Here is a 13,182-nt window from a genome sequence, read left to right as displayed (position 1 = left end):
TTTTCTAAATAGCATGCTAACTGCGTAACCTTGCGATAACATCGTTAACGGTTTTATACCAATTATTTGCAGCTTTTCGACAGACTTAAACAACCAAAGCCGATAATATTGTCCAAGTTAACGACTTTAACCCAGTTTTAACGTAGCTTTCTATAAATTAGCAATAAATTTTTTAGCATTAACTTTGAGACGTATAATAACCATATAATAACAAGGACATTCTCATGGCAGATCTCACCAAAGAGCAACACATTGAAAATATTAAGAAAGTGATTGAAGGCGTCAAATATGCAATGATGACCACCATTACTGCAGACGAAAAACATTTACATGCGTGCCCAATGACCACCAATAAAAATGAATTAGAAAATGGTAAAATTTGGTTCATCGGTGATCGCAAGTCAGAAACTATTAAGGACCTTGAAACCAACCCACAAGTCAATTTATCTTATACCTCAAGCGACCAAAAAGACTTTGTGTCAATCAATGGTACCGCTAAACTGGTTAATGACAAAGCCAAACTAGCTGAGCTTTGGAGTCCAGTCTATGCAGCGTTCTATGAAAAAGGTAAAGAAGATCCTAATGTGCAAGTGATTTGTATTGAATGTAACGGTGCGCAGTATTGGCTAAGCGGTAATAGAGTGGTGGATATGTTTAAGATGGTATCCGCGGCTGTCCAAGAAGGTAAAACTGCAGAAAATATGGGTGAAAATCATTCAGTGACCTTTTAATTATTGGCTTTAAAAAAATATCACCCCAGTTTTTTAACTGGGGTTTTTTATGGTGAATTCTGAACTAAAATTTTTTTAAAATAATCCATTTTTTTAACGTCATCAGCTTTTTTTAAAGTTATCAATTAAGGCTGTTTTAGATAGGGCCATGCCGCTTTCAGATAAATAAACATTGACCATAACGTCAACACCACTGAAATGATCAATAGTAAATACCCCGTCATCTCAAGCGATTCCCAATTAAGTAGTAACACCGTGATTGCCACCATCTGAAAAGTGGTTTTCATCTTGCCCACATATGACACTGCAACGCTGGTACGATTGCCCAGCTCTGCCATCCACTCACGCAGGGCTGAGACGGCAATCTCGCGTGAGATGATAACAATCGCTGAAATCGCCATGACAATATCAGGATGCCACTGCACCAAAATAATTAGCGCGGCAGCAACCATCAGTTTATCCGCCACAGGGTCAAGAAACCGCCCAAATGCCGATGTCATATTGAGCTTGCGAGCAAAGTAGCCATCTAACCAATCGGTAATTGCCGCCAAAATAAATACAGCCGTCAATAAAAAGTGGCGTAGTAGACTATCACTAAACTGATACATACCGATGTTGGCAATCACATTGTCACTAATGGCGCTCTGCCCAATCCCCATCGCAGGCGGCCAATAGGCAATCGCCACAAACAGCGGAATCATCACGATGCGCGCAATGGTCAAGTTGTTGGGCAAGTTAAAAATACTGCCCGAGGCAACAGGAGGATTGGCTGTGTCGTCGGTCACTAGCTTATCGGTCATGGGATTTTCGTTCATTCTTGTTGTAGGGCGCGGTGTAACGCTAATTTTAGTTGAAATAATTATAACGGTTATCAAAGTAATGTCATTATTTTTTGCCCATAATGCTAGTTTTTGTCATATTTTTCAACAATTAAGCCACTTTACCGTATTGATTTTATGGTATTTTTTACTAAATATGTCATTGTATAAAAAACACTTCAAAAGTAACAAGGTGTAATTAGACAGTCAAAAATTTAGACTTTTATTGCTATGATAACGTCCGACAACGAAATAATAATAATAAGAATTATTTCGCTATTAGCAAATTTTGCTGTTGTCAGGTTTATTGAAATTTGAATACTTTGTACCCAATTAATCACTCATAACATATTAATTTGCGAATTTTTTTATCAATTTTTTATCAATATAGTGATTGGACAATTTTGATAAACCGCGTTTATTGTCAAAAATTTTCAGACTTTTAACATTTACTTTTGCTTTTCCTCAGCCCATTGCTCACCTCCTGCAATGGGTTTTTTTTACGGTCCAAGCGGTGGAATGAGTGAATGCTGCAATTCATCCCGTCTTTTTGGTTACCATCTTGTCTAACACTTTACCGAGCATTGGATAACATTACTCAGATAATGCTAGGCTGTATCTTTAAATATATATTCCATTAAATTCAAAAATTTTTATAGCATGCTATATAAATTTTTTGAATATTAATATAGAATTTCGAAATTTTTAACACTATGTTGATATTTGTATATTTTTTGTAAATATTCAATTAATGTTATCTTCAGAATTATGGAGTATATCGAAGATGCAGACACTTTTTTTCAAAAAAAATCTATTTATGGTATTGGGTGCATTGAGCTTTATATTAACAGGTTGCGATGATAAACAGGCAGCGCAAAACTTGGATAAGTCTAAGGCAGAAAGTCAATCACAAGGAAAAATTTACAAAGTAGCAGTCACTAGTACCACGCCACCCTTTGCATTTATGGATGAAAAAGGGACTTCAATCGGTATGGATATCGATATTTTAAATGAAATCGCCAAAGTTGAAGGATTCAAAGTACAGTACTTTTCAACCTCATGGGACGGTATGTTTGAAAGTATTGATAAAAAAGATGCCGATATTGCCGTTTCAGGTATTTCCTATAAAGATGAGCGAAAAGCGAAATATGGGCTATCCAATTCTTACTACTTCAATCCGTCAGCCATGGTTTACCTCACCGATAAGAACAATTACCAAACTATTGCTGATTTAACAGGTAAAAAAGTCGCCGGTAGATTAAGCGCTAACGGTAAGTCTTTTTTATACGCCAAAAAAATATCGGGCGATCAAGCAGTATTTGACAAAACGCCCTACCTTATTTTTAGGGCAGTAATCAAAGAAAATGCAGATGCCGCCATTTATGACCAACCTGTACTACGCTATATTGCTAAAAAGTTCCCACAATACAAGGTGAATGTTGTCCCGTTAGAAAAAGAAGACGACCCTACGACACAGACAGTGATAGTTACTTCAAAATCTAATCCAGAATTATTAAATAAAATTAATGAGGGTATTCAAAAGCTACAGCAACAAAATAAGCTCGCTGAAATCGAGAAGAAATGGATTAATTAGTGCTTGTCAAATAACTATCACTTTCTAAAATTTTATTCATAGGAAACGCATCAATGTCTTCACCGATTAATGAACAAAATACCGATAAACGCTATCAAAGCTTAATTATCTCTATCGGTCTATTCCTAACACTGATTGGCGCTTTATTGGCTTTCACTTTTTATACCTCAAGTATTCTACAAAAAAATACCCGTACCATCGCCCTATCCAACCAAATAGCCAATGATGCGCAAGCGGTTATCAAAGACTTATTTGACATGCAAAATAGCTATGGGGAAGAAATCACCTCGCCGCACGTTACCACAGTATTAAAAAGGCTCAAAGATAACAGTGCCCGTATCGAAACATCATTGACCACCCTTGAAAAAGGCGGCGTAGTCGCTGATAAATCTGGTAAACAATACACGCTGCCTACTATTGAAGACACACAAATTCTAAAAAATGTGCAGCAAACCCGTCAGGAGTGGAACCAACTTAAACCTAAAGTAGATGATTATTTAGGTGTTGCCGGAGACATTGAAAAAGACTCTTTAACAAGCTTATCGATGGCAGGTGAACAAGCTAAAACATCAAGCCTTGCCATGAATGATTCGTTGGACAAACTTACCACATCCGTATTTAACAACGCAGAATCTCAAGCAAATATCATCCGACTGATTCAAGCGGTTGGTATCGCTATCATTCTTGGTTATTTTGCCATCTTTATTTTCTTCTTTGTTCGTCGTCTGCGTGATGCCGATGCGTTAGCGCTTGCTGCTCAAAAAGAAACACAAGATATCATGAGTAACGTCAATACAGGCTTATTTTTGTTAGACAACGATCTCAATATTGGGCAACAGTACTCTGCTCACCTTGAAAACATCATTGGCGAAAAAGACATTGGCGGCAAAAACCTCTCTACCCTACTACAAAATAAAGTCTCGGCTAAAGACCTAGAAACCACCCAAGGGTTTGTGAAGCAGCTTTATAATCCGAGAGTGAAAGAAAAGCTTATTGATGATTTAAATCCCCTCAAAAAAATCATGCTCAGCAATCAAAAAAACCAAAACCGATTTTTGGATTTTAAATTCTCTCGTGTTTATCATCAAAAGGCCATCGATAAAATTTTGGTGAACGTGCAGGATATTACCAATCAAGTACGTCTTGAACAGCGTCTTGAGCAAGAACGCGCACAAAATGATTTGCAAATTGAAATGCTAACCACAATTTTAAATGTCAGCCCAAAAATTATTACTGAGTTTATTACCAATACTCGACAAAATATCAATGATATCAATGAAGTTCTTAAAACCCCAGGTAGTAGCCAATCAGAGCTACAAGAAAAACTGAACCGTATGTACCGTGTGATGCACAGCTTAAAAGGTGAAGCCTCATCGCTCAGCCTGCATAGTTTTACGGTGATAGCGACAAACTTTGAGGAAAAACTAAAAGGGTTACAATATAAGGGCGACCTGGTTGGTAACGACTTTTTGCCATTGACCATTCACTTAGAAGAGTTATTAAATCTGTCTAATACCATTGACGCCTTGGGTCGTCGTATTAATCATAGTAGCGCTGATACGAATGCTGTGAAAAATGGTACGGGTGCAGAGACAACTCATCCCAGTCCTGCTAGCAAAGGCATGAATGAGTTTTACCAGCAATACGCCGATAATATTGCTACACGCCAAGGCAAACAAGTTGCTTTAAAAGCAACGGGTTTTAATGACCTTCACTTATCGCGTGACATAGAAAGCAGTTTGAAAAAAATTGTCATTCAATTAATACGCAATGCCGTGGTTCATGGTATTGAAACGCCCGATGCGCGTGTTGCAGCAGGTAAGTCTAACTTAGGCAATATCAACCTATCTTTATTAGATTTGGCAGAGTCTTATAAATTAACTATTGAGGATGATGGCGCAGGCATTAATTTTCCTGCAATCAAAGAAAAAGCCATTCAAATGGGTTATAGCCCAGAGGATGTCAATGGCTGGTCAGAACAAAAACTCATTACATTACTATTTAAATCAGGTTTTAGCACCAAGGACACCACAGATGAAGATGCGGGACGTGGCGTTGGTTTAGATATCATCAAAGAAGATATTCAGCTATTACAAGGTCAATTAAATGTCGATACTAAAAGGGGGCAATTTACACGCTTTACCATTCGATTGCCAAAAAACCCTACAGCCGAGTAATAACTTTAACCCTTTTATCTTATTAATCATGTAGGAAAAAAATATGTATCGCTTAATGATTGTCGATGATTCCAATATCATACGAAACCGCATTCAACGCCTTTACAACTCTGATACATTTTCGTTGGTTGCTACGGCAACCAACGGTGATGATGCGGTAGAAAAATTCAAGTTATATAAACCAGAAGTTATCACTATGGATTTGACTATGCCACAAATGGACGGGCTTGAATGTATAGAAAAGCTTGTTGAATTAGACCCTGGGGTAAGAATTCTTGTGGTATCTGCACTATCAGATAAAGCAACTGGGATTAAAGCACTTGAATTAGGGGCTAGTGGGTTTTTATGTAAACCCTTCTCAGAGGAAGAACTTGTTGAAGCGTTGGATGAATTGGTGAGTGACTAATATGGTTGAAAAAGATATTCAGATATTTATCGATAGCGTCACCCATTATTTTAACCAACTAAAAAACGGTGACATAACCATTGACACGCCTTATCTCAATGTCAATCATAGCCCAATTATTAGTGACTATACAGGGGTGATTGGCATTAGTGGCAACAATCAAGGCTTGGTGTATTTTACGGCATCCAAGTTGCTGCTTGAACAGATACTACAAAGTATGGGAGAGACTGACCGTAATGACAGTAACCTGTTTGACTTAGTTGGCGAGGTTGCTAATACAATTGCTGGTAATGCGCGTAACCATTTTGGTCCAGCATTTAATATTTCAGTCCCTTTTGTTTTTAGCGGACAACCTAACGCGGTACTATTGCCGAAAAATAATCATTCATTGATTATTTCAATAAACTGGCATGATCAACAAGCCGCGATTGTGGTTTATTTGCAGTAAAATTTTATAAAACGCGTATATTTAGATAAGTTGAATTATTTATGAAAGCTGAAAAACTACAGGTATTTATTGATTCAGTCATTAATTTTTTTAAACAAATTAATACCGATGCTGCTGAAGTAGATACCCCCTATATTAATGGCAACGATAACCCACTTGCTTATGACTTTAGCGGTATTATTAATATCACAGGCCCCATGGAAGGTATTGTCTATGTAAGCTCAGAGACACCCATGTTACGTAATATTCTACATATTATGGGTGAGCCCGATACCTCTATTACATTGCTTAAAGACTTAGTAGGTGAAATCGCCAACACCGTGTCAGGTAATGCACGCCGCGAGTTTGGATCAGAATTTATTATCTCACCACCCATCATTGTAGAAGGTGCGCCCTCGCAAAATTATTTACCCAAAGGTAGACGCTCTTATATTATTCCTGTAAGTTGGGACAAATATAAAACCATCATTGGGATTTCTTTGAATTGATTGATAAATTATATGATTGATCGACATTCCCGCTTGAACACTCAACTAGCTTGTTTCATCAGAACACTTGCGAGTTGAACAATAAATACCGTTTAGATAAGGTTGGCTGAGAATTGACGTGAATTTGCATGATTTCACCTAATATAGTAGGCTAAAAAAAGCGTTTAAGTGTCGGGGCTTGGTTCAAATTAACTGAGCCCCATCTCGCATTTTTTAGGTTGGTACTAACTAGAGTCAGCCGTTGGGGTCTACCTAAGCGTTAAAAATTTGCCAGCATTTTCAGCCCTGCAATGACTAATACAAGAGATAATAATTTATTAAGCATGGGGTCAGCAAGGCGTTTGCTACCATAAGTTGCGCCAATAAAACCCCCTACACACACCGCCACAAGCCAAATTGGTAGTTGATTTGGCAATTTTGCCCCTGTCGATAACACGCCAAACAAGCCTGAAATTGAATTCACCAAAATAAACCCGGACGCTACGCCCGCGACAACTTTAGGGCTTGCCCAACGGTTAAATAATAAAATTGGACTTAAAAAAACACCACCGCCCACCCCAGTCAATCCCGACAGCAACCCCAAAACCGCCCCCACGATTGCCAAAAGCCATTTTGACACCTGTTTTAATGGTTGCTCGCTGGTGAGTTTTTTGGCAAAGATAAATGAATAAATAGCCGAAAAAATCAGTACCATCCCAACAATCGGCTTATATAAATGACTGGGTAAATGGGTCATTCCCCCGATAAACGCCATCGGCACCGCGGTAATAGCAAGGGGAATAAAAATTTGCCAAGAAAAGTTTTTTGCAGAATAAAATCGCCAAAACGCAATGATTGACACCAAAATATTGAGACATAATGCGGTGGGTTTCATCATACTTGGCGCAACGCCGACTAACCCCATCATCGCAAGATAACCTGATGCGCCGCCATGCCCGACTGATGAATAGAGCAAGGCAGAAATAAAAAACAGCACACTTAATACGGTAGTTGTCATTGCTTATTCACTATTACTCTTATTCACCATTACTAGAATGTATTAACCATTATTAGAAAGCCAAAGACTCTCAGTACTGTCGGCATAAAATTCTTGTTTCCACACAGGGATATCCGCTTTAATGGCATCCAGTAGCCAACGACACGCATCAAACGCAGGATAACGGTGGGCAGCCACTACCCCAATCCACACCGCCATCTCACCAATCGCAAGGTCACCAACACGGTGTATGGCAATGGCGTTTTCGATGTCAAACTGGGCTTTGGCTTGTTCAACCAGTTTTTTGCCTTGATTGAGTGCCAGTTGCTCGTAGCCATAATAAGTGAGTTTGCTAACAGGGCGAGCGTTATTGTGGTTACGTACCCAGCCTTCAAATGTCGCTAACGCCCCACAAGTATCGCTCATTAAGGCGTGTTTAAGCCGTCTATCGTCAATGGCTCGGTCAGTCAATGCAAAGCCGCTAGTAATCACGGTTTGGTAGGCTTGGTCTTCACTGATGCTAATGGTGGATGAGCCTTTATGCAATGCATTCATGGTTTTCTCTATATTTTTTAAAGGGCGTATGCGATATTCAACCGCCTGCTACAGGCGGAATAAAGGCGACGATATCGCCATCTTGTAGCGGCGTTTGCCAGTTGGTAATATGGTGATTGATTGCCACGGCAAGTTTGGTTTGGGCGAGTTTAAAACCGTAGTGTGCGCTTAACGTTTGGTAAAGCTCGGTCAAGTTATCACCGTCAAAGCGGATTGTTTCTTCGTCTTTTCCTGCTTGTTCAGCAAGGCTTGCAAAGTATAAGATGGCTAAATTTTTCTCAGACGCGCTAGGTGTTGGCATAGTCGGATTTGCCCCCTGTTTTGGTGAGTAGCTTGATATCTCTGATGGTGATGTCGTGAGATAATGCTTTGGTCATGTCGTAAATCGTTAGGCAAGCCACCGACACAGCGGTTAAGGCTTCCATTTCCACGCCTGTTTTGTGGGTGACTTTGACGGTGGCAGTGACGTGGATTGAGCAGTTGTTATCATCATACTCAAAGCCGATTTTTACCCCGTCGAGTGGCAGCTGGTGGCAAAGCGGAATCAGCTCGTGGGTGCGTTTGCTTGCCATGACCCCTGCGATGTGCGCGGTCTGGGTGATTGAGCCTTTTTTGGTGATGCCGTCGGCGGATTTGATCACTTGGTAACTGTCGCTAGGGAAAATGACTTGCCCTACGGCGGTGGCGGTGCGTTGGGTTATCGCTTTGCCGGACACATCGACCATGGCGATATCGCCGCGTGCGTCTAAATGCGACAGCGCTAAGGAAGTTAATTGTGTTGTCATGTTTTGGATTTTCACCCCTCAAATGTGGCACAAAATTACATCAATATATACGCTTATTAAGCTGCGCTTAAATGAGTAAATTTTTCTTAAATTTGCCTATTTTATATTTTAAAAAAACCCGCCATTGATTAACCACCAATCATCGACAAATTCGCCATGATACCACTGTCATTTTGCTTGAGTAAATGATGCTCGGGCTTAATCGGCATTAAGCTTTGCAAGGCATGAACCAATCCATCGACATCGCCATTTGCCAAAAACGCTCGCACATCATAACTGCCATTATCAAACAAACACAAATGTACTTTGCCTTGGCTACTCACTCGCAGGCGATTGCAACTGTCGCAGAACTGCGGGGCATAAGGCTCAATGAGCCCAATGCCACCGACATAATCGGCATGGCGATATTCAATCGCAGGGCCTGCATCGCTTGCTCGACGTTGGGATTGCCAACCATTTTGTAATAAAAAATCTTTGATACGCTGACCACTGCTATGTTGGGCAAAAAACAAAGCTTTATTATCTGAGGTTTGCATAAACTCAATAAAACGGTAAGTGACAGGGCAATTTTTGACAAAACTTAACACGGATTGCAAGTTATCAAAGGCGGTGTCTGCCATCAAAATACCGTTGAGTTTTAGCTTAATATCGGTGGTTGCTAGCAATGTATCGATGTCTTTTAACAGCGTTGGCAATATATCAAAGCCGGTGATTTGTTTAAAAATGGCGGGGTCAAAGCTGTCGATACTGATGTTAAGCTGATTTAGCCCTGCCATTTGCCAGTCGGATAAATGCTTGGCAAGCCGATAGCCATTGGAGCTAACCGCCACTGTTTGGATGCCTTGGGTGTGTTTAGCAAGTTCGATGATGCGCGGTAAATCTTGTCGAATCGATGGCTCACCCCCCGTCAGCCGCACTTTGGTGGTACCTAGTTTGGCAAAGGCTTGTATTAAAACATCGATTTCGGATACAGAAAGCTCGTTGTCAGGGCGTTTACCCGCGTTGGCAGTATAGCCATCGGGCAGACAGTAATGACAGCGAAAGTTGCAAAAATCGGTAATCGACAGGCGTAAATAGCTTAACTGGCGATGAAAATTGTCCACCAAATTTAATGAAGAATGTTGCGGAGTCATCGTTAGCTAAAATTCCAACTAAACGGCTGCACTGTCACTATTTCGCCTGCTTTTACCCCTGCATTGTCTTGGGGCAATACAAGCAAGCAATTGGCGTGGCTAAGCTGTTTTACACGGTGAGAGTCTTGGGCAGATAAAGGCGTTACGCTAAAACTGCCGTCTTCATTTTGGCAAAAAACCGCTCGCTGATAATCTTGGCGTCCTGCTCGCTTGTTGATGTCGTGGGTGGTTTTAGCAAACAGTTGCAGCGGTTTTGGGATATCTGATTGTATCACGCCCGATAGTTGCCACAGCGCAGGTTTAACAAAATTAAGGCAGCATACCACGGTAGATAGCGGATTGCCGGGTAACCCAAAATACATGACCGTTTTTTTATCTTGCTCAAATTCCCCAAATATAAAAGGTTTACCTGGTTTCATCGCCACTTTGTAATGGTGAATTTTGCCAACCGCCTGAATGACTTGGGTTAAAAAATCATAATCGCCCACCGATACGCCCGCCGTGGAAATAATCACATCACATTCGGCTATCGCGTGCTGAACAGTGCGGCGGGTGATTTCAAGGTTGTCAGGGACAATGCCATAGTCTTGAATGGCAATTGGCAACTGCTTTAATAACGCTTTTAGCGTGGGCGTGTTTGAATTATAAATTTGGGCAAGCGTTGCCAGCGGCTGCCCCACGTCGACCAGCTCATCACCGGTGGCAATAATGCCAACCGTGAGTGGCTGAAATACCTGCACGCTATCCACGCCCAAATTGGCAAGTAAGCTGATATCGGTGGGGTTTAGGCGTTTACCAATCGTTAAAACGGTTTCGCCTGCTTGCACTTCCTCGCCTTGGCTACGAATATTTGCGCCCACTTTAGCGGTTTGGGTCAAGCGAATGTGATAGGCTTGGCTGTTATCCAAACTGTGCTGAATGTCGCCAAGGTTGGTGTCTTCTTGCATCACTACCGTGTCGCAGTCATTTGGCACCACCGCGCCAGTAAAAATTCGCACGCCCTGATTGGGTTTTAAACGACCGTTAAAAGGCTTGCCTGCCCCCGATTCACCGATGATTTCAAGTTGGCTATCGTTATCAAGATAGCTACCCATAGCAATCGCAAAACCGTCCATGGATGATAGATTTTGGCGGGGAATATCAAAGGATGCGGCAATATCTTGGGCTAAAATGTGGTTTTGCGCCTCCAATAAACCCACTGTTATCGTCTTTATTTCGCCCAGAGGCGACGTTAAATAGTTCTCTAGGCGCTCATTAATCGCTTGTTTTAGTTCATTGACAGAAATCATCATTATCTCAATTAAAATGTTGGGTCGGCGCTAAAAGGTGATAGGCTGTTTTTAGCTGTTCAAATTGTTCTAAGGTATCAATATCTTGGCTTAAATGTGGCAGCGGTATCGGATAAAACTGATAAACCGTACCGTCGGTGGGCGAAACGATAGCGGTTTGATGTTGCCATAACGCCCGAAAACCTTTATCACCTTGCAACTGATGCCCAAATTGTTGCAAAAAACCCCAAGGTAAATTGACGGGAATCCCCCAAATTGGTTTATTGTTATCACCATATTCACTCACAATCAGCTGATGGTCCTCAACATTTTGGCTTAATAGCATCAAATCATCGAGGGTTATCGCCACTTGGTCAACAGTCAAGAACAAAATCCGCATCGTAGCATTTACTGACTGTTGTTGTAATGTTGTCATTGCATACTGAATTGATTGCGCCATACCTGTTTGCGGCGTTGGATTATCAACGACTGTGACGGCAAATGGTGAAACTTCGTTGTATAACGCTTTAGATATTGGGTTATCAAGTTTTGGCAAAACCACCAATACTTGATAAGGCTGCAATTGGCGTGCCAGTTGAATTTTTCCAGCCAGCAAGGTTTGATGATTTTTTACAATCAGCTGCTTGGCAAAACCAAGACGCTGGCTCAATCCTGCCGCCAAAATCACCACGGTTAAATTGCTAGGAGTGACGCTCATGATATACCTGTTGAATTTGGGCAGTGATAGATAATGCCACTGATTCGGGCGTATCCCCACCGAGCGCTAAACCCACAGGATAGAAAAAATTAGCAGATTTCACCAGTTGATAACCATCGTCAATCTCACTAAGCAACTGCTCAGTGCGATATTTCGGCCCTAATTGCCCAATAAAAAAAGGCGAATTTTGTGCTTTAAAGGCTTGGCTGAGCCATACTCTGTCTTGACTCAGACTATGGGTCATTATCACCACAGCGGTCGGCTGCGGTGACTCAAAAAAAGTCTGCACAGACTTAGCCTCATCAAGGGCAATCTGCACAAAATTGGCGTGAGCCTGCCCGCGATAACGGGCAATCACATCCAAACGACTATCAATCACCGTCACCTGCCAGCCTTGTAAATTTGCCATGGTCATCAAGGGTAAACAATCCTGCCCCGCGCCAAAAATTAATAATTGTAGCGGTGGTTGTAGCGTTTCTACAAAGATGCTCAGTTGTTGCGATTGTTTTTGATAAACATGCAGCATAAAGCGACTTTTACGGCTGGCAGCGACTTGACTAACCAATTGCCAATCTTGTTGACCCAATTGCCACAACTGTGTCAAAGGCAGATGCTGTCCAACCACAAACTCATCTGAGTTTGTGGTGATAACTGTAGCCAGTGTTTGTGGCTGTTTTGTCTGTTTTAATCGCTGAAAACAGGCAAATAATACAGATTGCTCATTCAAAACCAAACGTTCAAATAATACTTGAATGACGCCTTGACAGCCAAGCCCAAAGCCTTCTTGCTCATCATTGTCATCGGCTACCTCATCTTCTGATAACTGGCTATCGATTGCAGTATGATAGGTTTTGAGCGTTGCCCCATCTCGCGTTAGCCAAAAGGCTCGCTGTACCAAGTGCTTTTCAAGACAACCGCCACTCACCATGCCTATGGATTGACCATCGGCTAAAATCAACATTCTAGCGCCAGGTTGCCGATAGGCTGACCCTTCGACACTCACCACTGTGGCTAGTACCGCTTCACTGTTGGGCGGCAACTGCTCAAGGGTATCAAAGATATCAAACAAATGGTTCATAGCAAAT

The 13,182-nt window shown here is 41.3% G+C and carries 15 protein-coding genes; 6 read left to right on the top strand and 9 right to left on the bottom strand.

Translation table 11 applies throughout. The features are described 5' to 3' along the window. The first annotated feature begins 224 nt into the window (after window positions 1-224). Window positions 225-731: a pyridoxamine 5'-phosphate oxidase family protein gene (locus tag RTJ53_RS09625; protein WP_312276768.1), complete on the top strand. Its 507-nt coding sequence runs from the start codon at window positions 225-227 to the stop codon at window positions 729-731. A gap of 125 nt (window positions 732-856) precedes the next feature. Here RTJ53_RS09625 and pgsA read toward each other — a convergent pair whose 3' ends face one another. After that, on the bottom strand, window positions 857-1,531 hold the full coding sequence (pgsA, locus tag RTJ53_RS09620) for a CDP-diacylglycerol--glycerol-3-phosphate 3-phosphatidyltransferase (RefSeq protein WP_312276767.1): 675 nt from the start codon (window positions 1,529-1,531) through the stop codon (window positions 857-859). An 802-nt stretch (window positions 1,532-2,333) separates the two neighbouring features. Here pgsA and RTJ53_RS09615 point away from each other — a divergent pair. Genes RTJ53_RS09615 through RTJ53_RS09595 form a run of 5 tightly spaced genes read left to right on the top strand, consistent with a single transcriptional unit; the run spans window position 2,334 to window position 6,662 of the window. Next, window positions 2,334-3,143 carry an ABC transporter substrate-binding protein gene (locus RTJ53_RS09615; RefSeq protein ID WP_312276766.1) on the top strand — a complete coding sequence of 270 codons (810 nt, stop codon included), beginning with the start codon at window positions 2,334-2,336 and terminating at the stop codon, window positions 3,141-3,143. 53 nt (window positions 3,144-3,196) lie between these two features. Next, a complete protein-coding gene (locus tag RTJ53_RS09610) occupies window positions 3,197-5,320 on the top strand; it encodes an ATP-binding protein (RefSeq protein WP_312276765.1) in 2,124 nt (707 codons plus the stop codon). 43 nt (window positions 5,321-5,363) lie between these two features. Continuing rightward, window positions 5,364-5,726, top strand: coding sequence for a response regulator (locus RTJ53_RS09605; RefSeq protein ID WP_224053192.1), 363 nt, complete (start codon window positions 5,364-5,366; stop codon window positions 5,724-5,726). A 1-nt stretch (window position 5,727) separates the two neighbouring features. Continuing rightward, entirely contained in the window at window positions 5,728-6,174 is a 447-nt protein-coding gene (locus RTJ53_RS09600; protein WP_312276764.1) for a chemotaxis protein CheX, read from the top strand. 41 nt (window positions 6,175-6,215) lie between these two features. Continuing rightward, window positions 6,216-6,662 (top strand): chemotaxis protein CheX, encoded by a 447-nt coding sequence (locus tag RTJ53_RS09595; RefSeq protein WP_224053191.1) that lies wholly within the window; start codon window positions 6,216-6,218, stop codon window positions 6,660-6,662. Between the two features lie 259 nt (window positions 6,663-6,921). On the opposite strand, the gene RTJ53_RS09590 is transcribed toward RTJ53_RS09595, so the two are convergent. The 8 genes from RTJ53_RS09590 to RTJ53_RS09555 all read right to left on the bottom strand — a co-directional run bounded on the left by RTJ53_RS09590 (window position 6,922) and on the right by RTJ53_RS09555 (window position 13,175). Next, window positions 6,922-7,659, bottom strand: a complete 738-nt coding sequence (locus RTJ53_RS09590; RefSeq protein WP_312276763.1) for a sulfite exporter TauE/SafE family protein — start codon at window positions 7,657-7,659, stop codon at window positions 6,922-6,924. A 42-nt stretch (window positions 7,660-7,701) separates the two neighbouring features. Next, window positions 7,702-8,193 carry a molybdenum cofactor biosynthesis protein MoaE gene (locus RTJ53_RS09585; RefSeq protein WP_312276762.1) on the bottom strand — a complete coding sequence of 164 codons (492 nt, stop codon included), beginning with the start codon at window positions 8,191-8,193 and terminating at the stop codon, window positions 7,702-7,704. Between the two features lie 37 nt (window positions 8,194-8,230). Continuing rightward, the gene (gene moaD / locus RTJ53_RS09580) at window positions 8,231-8,494 is read right to left on the bottom strand and encodes a molybdopterin converting factor subunit 1 (RefSeq protein ID WP_050325208.1); all 264 of its coding nucleotides are present in this window, start codon (window positions 8,492-8,494) and stop codon (window positions 8,231-8,233) included. Continuing rightward, window positions 8,481-8,978 carry a cyclic pyranopterin monophosphate synthase MoaC gene (moaC, locus tag RTJ53_RS09575; RefSeq protein ID WP_312276761.1) on the bottom strand — a complete coding sequence of 166 codons (498 nt, stop codon included), beginning with the start codon at window positions 8,976-8,978 and terminating at the stop codon, window positions 8,481-8,483. Before moaC ends, moaD begins: the two co-directional genes overlap by 14 nt. 128 nt (window positions 8,979-9,106) lie before the next feature. Further along, the gene (gene moaA, locus RTJ53_RS09570) at window positions 9,107-10,111 is read right to left on the bottom strand and encodes a GTP 3',8-cyclase MoaA (protein WP_312276760.1); all 1,005 of its coding nucleotides are present in this window, start codon (window positions 10,109-10,111) and stop codon (window positions 9,107-9,109) included. A gap of 2 nt (window positions 10,112-10,113) precedes the next feature. Beyond that, a complete protein-coding gene (locus tag RTJ53_RS09565) occupies window positions 10,114-11,400 on the bottom strand; it encodes a molybdopterin molybdotransferase MoeA (RefSeq protein WP_312276794.1) in 1,287 nt (428 codons plus the stop codon). A gap of 7 nt (window positions 11,401-11,407) precedes the next feature. After that, a complete protein-coding gene (locus tag RTJ53_RS09560) occupies window positions 11,408-12,097 on the bottom strand; it encodes a nucleotidyltransferase family protein (protein WP_312276759.1) in 690 nt (229 codons plus the stop codon). After that, window positions 12,081-13,175 (bottom strand): XdhC family protein, encoded by a 1,095-nt coding sequence (locus tag RTJ53_RS09555; RefSeq protein ID WP_312276758.1) that lies wholly within the window; start codon window positions 13,173-13,175, stop codon window positions 12,081-12,083. The genes RTJ53_RS09560 and RTJ53_RS09555 overlap by 17 nt, the downstream gene beginning before the upstream one ends. Window positions 13,176-13,182: the final 7 nt, after the last annotated feature.

Origin of the sequence: Moraxella sp. CTOTU46711 (assembly GCF_031975715.1) — a bacterium.
In the GTDB taxonomy this organism is placed as follows: Bacteria; Pseudomonadota; Gammaproteobacteria; order Pseudomonadales; family Moraxellaceae; genus Faucicola.
The sequence above is the reverse complement of the archived record's forward strand: the minus strand, read 5'-3'. Positions and strand labels throughout refer to the sequence as shown.

Excerpts from the sequence above, each read along its gene's own strand:
- RTJ53_RS09625 (WP_312276768.1), top strand. The coding sequence starts at position 225 with ATGGCAGATCTCACCAAAGAGCAACACATTGAAAATATTAAGAAAGTG.
- pgsA (WP_312276767.1), bottom strand. The coding sequence starts at position 1,531 with ATGACCGATAAGCTAGTGACCGACGACACAGCCAATCCTCCTGTTGCC.
- RTJ53_RS09615 (WP_312276766.1), top strand. The coding sequence starts at position 2,334 with ATGCAGACACTTTTTTTCAAAAAAAATCTATTTATGGTATTGGGTGCA.
- RTJ53_RS09610 (WP_312276765.1), top strand. The coding sequence starts at position 3,197 with ATGTCTTCACCGATTAATGAACAAAATACCGATAAACGCTATCAAAGC.
- RTJ53_RS09605 (WP_224053192.1), top strand. The coding sequence starts at position 5,364 with ATGTATCGCTTAATGATTGTCGATGATTCCAATATCATACGAAACCGC.
- RTJ53_RS09600 (WP_312276764.1), top strand. The coding sequence starts at position 5,728 with ATGGTTGAAAAAGATATTCAGATATTTATCGATAGCGTCACCCATTAT.
- RTJ53_RS09595 (WP_224053191.1), top strand. The coding sequence starts at position 6,216 with ATGAAAGCTGAAAAACTACAGGTATTTATTGATTCAGTCATTAATTTT.
- RTJ53_RS09590 (WP_312276763.1), bottom strand. The coding sequence starts at position 7,659 with ATGACAACTACCGTATTAAGTGTGCTGTTTTTTATTTCTGCCTTGCTC.
- RTJ53_RS09585 (WP_312276762.1), bottom strand. The coding sequence starts at position 8,193 with ATGAATGCATTGCATAAAGGCTCATCCACCATTAGCATCAGTGAAGAC.
- moaD (WP_050325208.1), bottom strand. The coding sequence starts at position 8,494 with ATGCCAACACCTAGCGCGTCTGAGAAAAATTTAGCCATCTTATACTTT.
- moaC (WP_312276761.1), bottom strand. The coding sequence starts at position 8,978 with ATGACAACACAATTAACTTCCTTAGCGCTGTCGCATTTAGACGCACGC.
- moaA (WP_312276760.1), bottom strand. The coding sequence starts at position 10,111 with ATGACTCCGCAACATTCTTCATTAAATTTGGTGGACAATTTTCATCGC.
- RTJ53_RS09565 (WP_312276794.1), bottom strand. The coding sequence starts at position 11,400 with ATGATTTCTGTCAATGAACTAAAACAAGCGATTAATGAGCGCCTAGAG.
- RTJ53_RS09560 (WP_312276759.1), bottom strand. The coding sequence starts at position 12,097 with ATGAGCGTCACTCCTAGCAATTTAACCGTGGTGATTTTGGCGGCAGGA.
- RTJ53_RS09555 (WP_312276758.1), bottom strand. The coding sequence starts at position 13,175 with ATGAACCATTTGTTTGATATCTTTGATACCCTTGAGCAGTTGCCGCCC.